8 protein-coding genes are annotated in these 7619 nt (G+C 58.6%); 5 read left to right on the top strand and 3 right to left on the bottom strand.

Going from position 1 to position 7619, the window contains the following annotated elements; all coding sequences use genetic code 11:
* Positions 1-103 precede the first annotated feature (103 nt).
* Positions 104-502: a hypothetical protein gene (locus tag G7044_RS17270; RefSeq protein ID WP_166331163.1), complete on the bottom strand. Its 399-nt coding sequence runs from the start codon at positions 500-502 to the stop codon at positions 104-106.
* 336 nt (positions 503-838) lie between these two features.
* On the opposite strand from G7044_RS17270, the gene G7044_RS17265 reads away from it, so the two are divergent.
* The 4 genes from G7044_RS17265 to G7044_RS17250 all read left to right on the top strand — a co-directional run bounded on the left by G7044_RS17265 (position 839) and on the right by G7044_RS17250 (position 3362).
* Positions 839-1093 (top strand): ribbon-helix-helix domain-containing protein, encoded by a 255-nt coding sequence (locus G7044_RS17265; RefSeq protein WP_068767782.1) that lies wholly within the window; start codon positions 839-841, stop codon positions 1091-1093.
* 4 nt (positions 1094-1097) lie between these two features.
* Positions 1098-1409, top strand: a complete 312-nt coding sequence (locus G7044_RS17260) for a type II toxin-antitoxin system RelE/ParE family toxin (RefSeq protein ID WP_068767783.1) — start codon at positions 1098-1100, stop codon at positions 1407-1409.
* Positions 1410-2100: 691 nt separating this feature from the next.
* Positions 2101-2535 (top strand): hypothetical protein, encoded by a 435-nt coding sequence (locus tag G7044_RS17255; protein WP_166331162.1) that lies wholly within the window; start codon positions 2101-2103, stop codon positions 2533-2535.
* A 2-nt stretch (positions 2536-2537) separates the two neighbouring features.
* On the top strand, positions 2538-3362 hold the full coding sequence (locus G7044_RS17250) for a hypothetical protein (RefSeq protein ID WP_166331160.1): 825 nt from the start codon (positions 2538-2540) through the stop codon (positions 3360-3362).
* A 479-nt stretch (positions 3363-3841) separates the two neighbouring features.
* On the opposite strand, the gene G7044_RS17245 is transcribed toward G7044_RS17250, so the two are convergent.
* Complete coding sequence (locus G7044_RS17245; protein ID WP_166331158.1) at positions 3842-5176, bottom strand: hypothetical protein; 1335 nt, start codon at positions 5174-5176, stop codon at positions 3842-3844.
* A gap of 342 nt (positions 5177-5518) precedes the next feature.
* Here G7044_RS17245 and G7044_RS17240 point away from each other — a divergent pair, with 342 nt between their 5' ends.
* Positions 5519-6118 (top strand): hypothetical protein, encoded by a 600-nt coding sequence (locus G7044_RS17240; protein ID WP_166331156.1) that lies wholly within the window; start codon positions 5519-5521, stop codon positions 6116-6118.
* A 24-nt stretch (positions 6119-6142) separates the two neighbouring features.
* Here the strand turns inward: G7044_RS17240 and G7044_RS17235 are convergent, their stop codons facing one another.
* The gene (locus G7044_RS17235; protein ID WP_166331154.1) at positions 6143-7408 is read right to left on the bottom strand and encodes a tyrosine-type recombinase/integrase; all 1266 of its coding nucleotides are present in this window, start codon (positions 7406-7408) and stop codon (positions 6143-6145) included.
* Positions 7409-7619 lie beyond the last annotated feature (211 nt).

The raw sequence follows: 7619 nt of genomic DNA, 5'->3' as shown, positions 1-7619 counted from the left end.
AAATCGAACCACGCGGCTGAGACCCCCGCTCGGGCTACGCCCTCACGGCGGTCTCAGCCGCGCGCAAGGGTGGCCGACTTTTGCGCCGCCCAGTGGCTGGGTTTTACGCCGCCGTTGACAGGCGAATGGCGAAACGCTGAGTGTAGATCTCTTCCCCGACCTGCGCGACGAGCCCGAAGACCGAGCCGTCATTCTGTCGCATGATCCCATCCGTCCCCAGGAGAGGTGGCATGATAATCATGGTCGGAAATGGCAGCTGAACCTGAGAGAATAGCTCGTCCAGCCCTTCCCGCTTCATCTCGTTCACTAGCTCGCTCATCATCCAGTAGGCATCGATATCGATCCGGAAGACCTGGGCGTCATCAAGGATGGCGAGAGAGCGCTCCCGATAGTCCAATAACTGATCCATCAGGCCCGCAGGCAACTCGGCTGGACTCATCCCCTGCATTTCGAGGATCTGCCGAGGGTAATCTGTGAAAAAGAGCTTCAGCTCCTGAACCATGCTTTACCTACCTTTGAAGCAGAAGCCGAACTGACAAGGGCATTGCCGCCAACCTGGACGGACTTTCGATGGCACTTCGCTGCGTCCGCCCTGATAGCCCCTAGATATCGGGTTTTTTCGCATCGCGCCACAAACGAGCGCTTCCAGGAACTTCTACGGAAGCAACTTCGCACGCAGAGCTTACTACTTTTGCGTGGGTGGCGAAAATATTCCACCGTCATAGCATCTTGACGGCCAGGCTTTCCCGGACGGGCTGGTTCCCTGCTTCGGTTCGGACTGCGTCTTGCTCCCGTCTTCATTATTGCTTATCTTGAATACAACCAGACGGAGGCCACTATGTCCCAGACCACGACGATGACTGTCCGCATCAGCGGTGCGCTGAGCGAGTTCGTGGCGTCGAACGTCGGCGAGAACGGTTCCTACGAGAACATCAGCGAATACGTCCGCGACCTGATCCGGCGCGACAAGGAGAGGGCGGAGCGGGAGGCGTTTGATCGTCTGAAGGCGGAACTGACGCGCGCCTTCGCAGCACCAGAAGAAAGCTATCGACCGTTGACCGCTGCCGAGGTCATCGCCCGGAACCGGGGCTGACATCGTGGCCATCCGCGTCCAGGAGGCCGCATCGCTGCGGCTGGACGAGATCTACCGCTACACCCGCGACCGCTGGGGCATTGAGCAAGCGGAACGTTACATCACCGAGCTCTTCGCGGCGTTCGGCCAGATCGAAAGCCATGGCGTCGCGTCACGGCCCATTCCGGCTGAGTTCGGGGTCGAAGGCTTCTACTTCCGGCATCTCCATCATTTCGTGTACTGGCGGCGTCTGTCGAACGGGGACGTCGGCATCGTGACGATCCTGCACGAGCGGATGCACCAGATGGACCGGTTTCGGGAGGATCTTCCGAAGTGAAGGGTGGCTCGGGCGACGATTATCCGCACCGTCGATGGGGGGCTCGTAAAACGTTGACCAGGTGTTGACAAGAATTTGGAACGACGAAAGCCGAGCGAAGCGCTCGGCTTTGAAGTCTTTGATAGTGTTGGATTTTTTGGTTGCGGGGGTAGGATTTGAACCTACGACCTTCAGGTTATGAGCCCATAGCCCCGAAATTTCAACAACTTAGCAATATCAATAGTTTACGCGATAAATCTTTGATTTAACACAGTTTCCTTCCCCGCACCAAGCAGCATTGGCACGGATTCACGCGCAAAACGGGCGCGAATCCCGCAGTCGCAGGTTGATGTGGCGTTGATGTAGTCCGGAGCCCGGCCCGCCATCAATGATCGGAAACCAGCGAGAACTTTGTTTGGAACGCCTGCATGTTGACGCTGAGCAAAGTGTGCGCTTGGGTTCAGACGTACACTGCGCCGCACACGGACTGGTAGGATGCGGGACGAGTTGGGCGAGCGGCAATTACCACCTTGAGAAACTGAACGACAGCCATCGACCCGGTCGCCGAACCCTTCTAGCCGTCGTCCGTGATGGCCTGCCTAGTGTACATCGCCTAGCAATTATACATGTCTTAGCTTAAACCGTAGAGTGACAGTTATCTTTGAATGAGATAAGCAAACACTGCGCGCTCAAATTTGAGGATGTAAAAGTTTTGACCACCTCCATCGACGACGCCAACGACGTTAAGGATTTCTTGCGACAGCGTGCGCAGGAAACATGGGACGAGAGGCAAATTCCCTACTATCTGAGCCTTGTAGCTATCGATTTGAAACAGAAGGGTGTGGACTATCGCACGTTCACAGGGCCACTTCGACTCGCGCAATGGCTGACTAGAGAAGACATTCCAGACACAAAGCTCGTTGCCCATCCAACAGTTAAGGCAAAGGTAGGACTTATTCCTGCTGGCGTCGATTTTGACTTCTCGAGCGAACCGGCGGCTGATCAAATCCATTCTCGATCGCGCCCTAGCGACCGGCGAGGACAAGAACTGATAAAGTTTGTCGATTCCTTAGCAGCAATGCCGGAAACCGCTTCGGCAGAATTGTCGGTACCCGCAAAGGTTCTCATAGCTCTTCTCAGAAGCTGATCATGCTTGTCGTTGTATTTGTAACCGCTGAATCTGCGGTACTTGAAGCTGTGGCGTCGAAAAAGACTTCTCTCGTGCCTGCGGATCTACGCGCAAATGGTTTCTCGGCACTTGGCGTCCACAACTTAGTTTTGACCGCTTTTGACACGAATAAAAGCAAAAGCATAAACGATTTCGTAGATTGGCTAAGATGGGAAGATGCGTCGGGGGTCATTGTTATTTCGGATGAAAGCATGCCGAGCTTGGCGGAAAATCTTGGTGACCACTTCAGCGTTCACCTTTTCGAAGCCCCGTCAAATAGTAAGAACGTTGACAACGTGATCACCTCGGTGCTGGCGAAGTGCTTACGCGCCTTCAGATTTTTCGCAAAACGCTTCACCGACAAAAAATACCAGCAGATTTTTCGGCTACCGCTCAGAAATTTCGATGCCCCTGAAATTGTTGAGATGCGCAAAATCTGTCGCGATATGACTCAACGCAACTACGGCCGTGAGATAGACGCGCTGTTGAAAGACATGCGCAAGCGACAAAAGCCCAAGAAGGCTTCTGCCTATCCGGAGGTCTACCTTGTCGATGATAAGGACAAACACTTCAAATTGGGACCGGAACGCCACGCGCAGGCAGAAACAAGTATGCCGCCACATAATGCAATTTGTGTGGTCTCAAATAACATGCGCTTCGGGCATAGGTTTGATGGATCAACCCATTACAATGTTAGTCGCGATAAAAACGTGTCTATGAAGGGTATCTACGAGGATTGTCACGGAATACTCCGTGAGCACGGGAAAAATTCCCACCTCAATATGTTTACTAGCGACTTTTTCTGAAAGTGGCATCAGGGAGTACAGTGTAGCTCCCTTAAATGCGTCTATGATGCTCTCTCACCGAAAGCGGTCTGAGTGGATCAAGGGCTAACCCTAATTTTTCGACTCATCCGTACAATCGCATGGCGCTTTCAGGCTCGGGGCTCTCAAAGCGCATGTAGGCTCGATAGATAGGAGTAGATTTAGGATTTGAGCCTCTAGAAGTCAATCGCAAACCGACGCGCCGTCGGCCTAGCACTAGGGGAGAACCACGTCTCTAGGCCTACTAAGCATGTCAGCCTGCATCGCGATTCAGTCGTCATTCCTTCCTTGAGGGCGCTACCAAACCTACAGGGCAAACTCAAAAGAGCATCCTTTCGGTTTGCACGCCGCGATTGACAAGTATGGCTCCGCAACCCGGCTTTCGCTGCGTCGATCATGAGCGGCCGGTTAGGAGTGATTGCGCTGACTTCAAAGTCCTAGGTGGCAAACGTCTGCGACCGTCATTTCCGCAGTTCCTTCAGCCCCAGTTCATCCCACATCCAGCCGAAATCATATTCCGCAACCGGACTGTCCGGATAGCGATCACGTCCGCCCTCCAGATATTCCAGCCAATCGACCACCTTCGCTCGACCGACGGCAGTGCGAGTGGACGCACGCGGCGTCTTGCCGCCGAGGGCGGGGATCGGCGCATCCAGCGTTTCGCGGTAATGCCGATCCAGATCTTCGTGCGTGACTTTCGGGGTATTTTCCGGCGGGATTTCGTCTGATGCGACCAGCGGCTGGATCGGGCGATACTCGCCGCGCATCTGATCCATCGTGCGCCTGATCGTAATCGAGCCCGTCAGCAACTCGCCACAGGCCGCCGTCACCAGCGCGTCGACGTGTGCAGCGCGCGCGGCCGAATTCACATCGACGATCAACGTCCGCTCCGTCAGCTCCAGCGTTCCCATCACCGTGGCGCCATCGATCTCGTTGTCCATGATCATACCTCCCGCCGACCCTCCGACGGGGCCCTTGTGAACCCTGAGCCAGTTCCAGAGGTTCGGCCCATCCGGTTTGAAACCGTCAACGCGGCCAAGCTGTTCGGCCACGTCCTTCTGCGTCACGCCGTCGGCCAGGGGAAAACGCAGATCATGGAACAGCACGTCGTCGCCGTCTGTGTTGAAAATGACCGCCTCGACGGGTTTTTCGGCGAGATCAAGCTCGGTAAACAGCCAGGCCGAGGTGAAGACCGGCGCGCAGAGCATCAGCTGATCCCGCGTAAGGCGCGGCAGGTCGTACGTGTCCAGTTCCAGCGCGTCACGCAGCCTGTGGAACAGCAATTTCACCGCCTCTGCTCGGAAAGCCAGTAACGCGCCCGCGATGACATGATGATCGCCTTTGGGCATCAGCCGCGTCGCGATCCGGCTGCCTTGCTGCAGATTGCGGTCGGTCGCCCGCACGGTGACGGGTTCTGCCGGTCCCAGCACATCCCGCAGCACCATCGAGACACCAGGCTGAACTTCATCGACCTCATAGAGGCTGATCGGCGTGTCGCGCAAAGCCGTCAGGTAATCCCGGTTCCGGACAGTGTCCCTCCAGTTGCGGCTCGTCAGATAGTGATCGACGATATTGCCGTCCTCATAGTGGCGCGACAGGAAATCCTCGAAACCGCAATCCCAAAGGGCGACTTTCCATTGACCGCCCAGCACCTCGATCAGGCTCAGGAAATCGATCCCGAAGTCTTCCAGCGTCGACCGGATGTGTTCGGCCGTGACTTCCTTCATGCGGTCAGCCCAGACACCCTTCTCTCCGATAAAGCCCATCAGATCGGACATGTCGCTGCGCTTGGTCATGATATTCTCCCGGGAATTTTGTTGACCGGTTTCTATCCCCGGAACCGTGCTGAACGCCACCTCCGAACGACGTCGCGGCAGCATCCGCGTGTTTGCAAGTTAACGCGTGTTCTTGACTTGTTCCCATCGACCGAACGGTGCACAACGACGCGCAAGAGGAGAATCAAGCTCAACCACAAGCATAGCAGCCTCATCGGAATATAGCTCAGGGACAGGCGATCGGGCGCAAGGAAGCGCCCTGCCCTTATTGCCGCCAATTCCACTTCCCCCCGCACCCTCGGGCGCGGGCTGCACCGGGTTTGAGCGACGGCAATCCTCTGCAGAAACGGAGAGGATAAGACCATGGCCCTGCCGCCGCGCACGCATTACACCCTGCATGAAGTCACTGCCCGCTGGGGCTGCAACATCGCCGATATCGCGGGATGGGCGGATGCGGGCCGCTTCAGGATTTTGACCGGGATCGCGGTGGTGCATTGCGGCAGCGAAACAGTGGCAGGGAAGGTGGTTCTGTCGCCAATGGAACTGCTGCCGCTCTTCCGCCGTTGCGGCACCGGCCCGACGGAAGGTGTCATGCGACGCATCCGGCCCGTCGACCGGGAAGACTGGCTGCTGATCACGGATCCGGTGGGCGGGATCACGGTGGCAATTGCCGACATGCTGATCCTGGCCGAGGAGGTGCACGCCTTCGAGGACGAGAACGATATGGTGCGCCGGGTCGCATCCGGACCGGGCGCGGCGACGCCCTATGACTGGGAAGGCATGAACGTCGCCCTGATCCTGCGCATTCATGACGATGGCCTGCCCGCGACGCAGGCAGAGTTAGTCGCCGAGATGCAGGATTGGTTCGCAAACCGGTCGAACGGTGACAGAATCCCCGACGGCCGCAGCATTCGGAGGCGGATCACGCCGGTGTGGAAAGCCCTGCGGCGCGAGGATGAGTAAAGGACCGGGGCGGCGCTCGGCCGGTCAGGCAGACTGGTGTTTCACAGTTGCCTCGGCATCGTGCACCAGCCGGGGCTTTGGCCGGAAGGCGCTGGCCACGGCATCGACCCCTGCGCGGAGCGGCGAATCCATCAGATGGGCATAGCGCAGCGTGGTCTGCATCTGACTGTGGCCGAGCAATTTGCCGATCATCTCCAGCGAGGCCCCGCCGCTGACCAGAAGCGAGGCGAAGGTGTGGCGCAGATCGTGGATGCGCACGTCCTCCAACCCACAGTCCTTCTGCACCCGCGCCCAGAAGCGGCGGACCTCCTGCACCGGCTGGCCGGGCGTGTCGCCGGGAAAGAGCCATGGCACCCCATTCGGCACCAGCATCAGCCGCTGCCGCACGATGGCGGCGGTCTCGTCCGAGATCGGCACCCGATGGGCGCGGCGCTGTTTGGTCATGGCAGGCGGTTTCGACCAGCTCATCTGTTCGAGATTGAACTGTTCGAACCGGGCCTGCCGCACCTCGCCGAGGCGAGCCCCGGTCAGCATGCAGAGCCGGATGATATCGGCCGCGCGCCGGTCCTCGGCCGCATCCAGCGCGGCAGCCAGTTTGGCGATCTCTTCCTTTGACAGAAAGCGCTCGCGCGGCGTTTCCATGCGGCGATGGAAGCGCTGGGCGGGATTGTCTTCGCACCAGCCCCATTGCACCGCCAGCGTGAACATCTTTCGAATGATCTCTCCGACCCGGTTGGCGCGGACCGGCGTGGGTTTTGCGCCCTGCAGCTTGCGCGCCCGGTTGTTCGGCTTCGCCTTGTGCGGCCTTGCCCGACCCTCGGCGATCTGCGTCAGCAACCTGTCCACATCGCTCTGGGTGATGTCCACCACCAGCTTCCTACCCCAGACCGGGGCGACCAGCTTCGCCATGACCGAGCGCTGGTCTGCCTGACTGCGTTCCGACAGTTTCGGCAGATGCTCGGCGCAGTAGCGTTCGATCAGATCGTCGACGCGCGGCGCTTCGCGCTTTTCCTCGCGCAGGGCCAGCGGATCGGCCCCGGCATCGATTTCGCGCCGGAGTTCACGGGCACGTTCCCGCGCCGCCGAGACCGACCAGTCGGGCCAGCGTCCGAAGGTCATCCGGCGCTGGCGACCGGCATGGCGGTAATCCAGCGTGAAGGCGCGCCCGCCACCGCGATAGATGCAGACCGCGAAGCCGCGCATCTCGCTGTCAAAAATCTGGTAATCGCGCCCCGGCACGGGTTCGACCTCGCGCAGAATCTTTTCGGTCAGCTTGATGCGTTCGGGCATGGTCGTTCGGTCCTTCTGGCATCCGACATGAGGCGTGGTTCTGCGGCTCTATCAAGCCAAGCATGGGAACCTGGGTGGCAGCGAGGCGGAGAGTGGCATAAACGTCGCCATACTCGCGCCACCCCTTGTTTTGCTGGGCTTTCTACGATCAGGCGGGCACTTGACCCGGTGCGATGTCCCGGCCCGATCTCAGGCTCATCATCGGAATCGC

This window comes from Paracoccus xiamenensis (assembly GCF_011308835.1).
Lineage (GTDB): Bacteria > Pseudomonadota > Alphaproteobacteria > Rhodobacterales > Rhodobacteraceae > Paracoccus > Paracoccus xiamenensis.
This window is presented reverse-complemented; position numbering and strand designations above follow the sequence as displayed.

What these genes read in the sequence shown, in the direction of transcription:
- G7044_RS17240 (WP_166331156.1), top strand. Translation starts at nt 5,519, where the DNA reads ATGGCCCTGCCGCCGCGCACGCATTACACCCTGCATGAAGTCACTGCC.
- G7044_RS17245 (WP_166331158.1), bottom strand. Translation starts at nt 5,176, where the DNA reads ATGACCAAGCGCAGCGACATGTCCGATCTGATGGGCTTTATCGGAGAG.
- G7044_RS17250 (WP_166331160.1), top strand. Translation starts at nt 2,538, where the DNA reads ATGCTTGTCGTTGTATTTGTAACCGCTGAATCTGCGGTACTTGAAGCT.
- G7044_RS17265 (WP_068767782.1), top strand. Translation starts at nt 839, where the DNA reads ATGTCCCAGACCACGACGATGACTGTCCGCATCAGCGGTGCGCTGAGC.
- G7044_RS17270 (WP_166331163.1), bottom strand. Translation starts at nt 502, where the DNA reads ATGGTTCAGGAGCTGAAGCTCTTTTTCACAGATTACCCTCGGCAGATC.
- G7044_RS17235 (WP_166331154.1), bottom strand. Translation starts at nt 7,408, where the DNA reads ATGCCCGAACGCATCAAGCTGACCGAAAAGATTCTGCGCGAGGTCGAA.